Source organism: Chryseobacterium urinae, from assembly GCF_030518295.1.
Classification (GTDB): domain Bacteria; phylum Bacteroidota; class Bacteroidia; order Flavobacteriales; family Weeksellaceae; genus Chryseobacterium; species Chryseobacterium mucoviscidosis.
The window spans coordinates 1-241 of sequence record NZ_JAULSJ010000118.1; the positions used below are offsets into that span (position 1 = coordinate 1).

General features: G+C 41.9%; 1 protein-coding gene. It reads right to left on the reverse strand.

What is annotated here, in order from left to right; all coding sequences use genetic code 11:
• Positions 1-241 (reverse strand): transposase (locus QWT87_RS21225; RefSeq protein WP_302718744.1); only part of this gene is annotated, 241 nt, incomplete at both ends.

A 241-nucleotide genomic window follows, 5' to 3' on the forward strand; every position in this document is an offset into this window, starting at 1 on the left:
CGGCGGACCTCGAAGATCGAACGTGGCAATCGTTACCAAATTTCCAACTTTACAACAACTGCATTTCGGCTGAAACGGCTTTGGCAAAGGTTTTTCTTTGGGCTGGATGCCTAAATTTTGTTGTAGATTTTTAAGTTTGATACGCTTCCAGGTGCTGCTCAAAAAACCATAATGACGGATTTTTACAAATCTTTTCGGTAAAATATGCATCGCAAAACGGCGGATAAACTCTGCGTGGCTT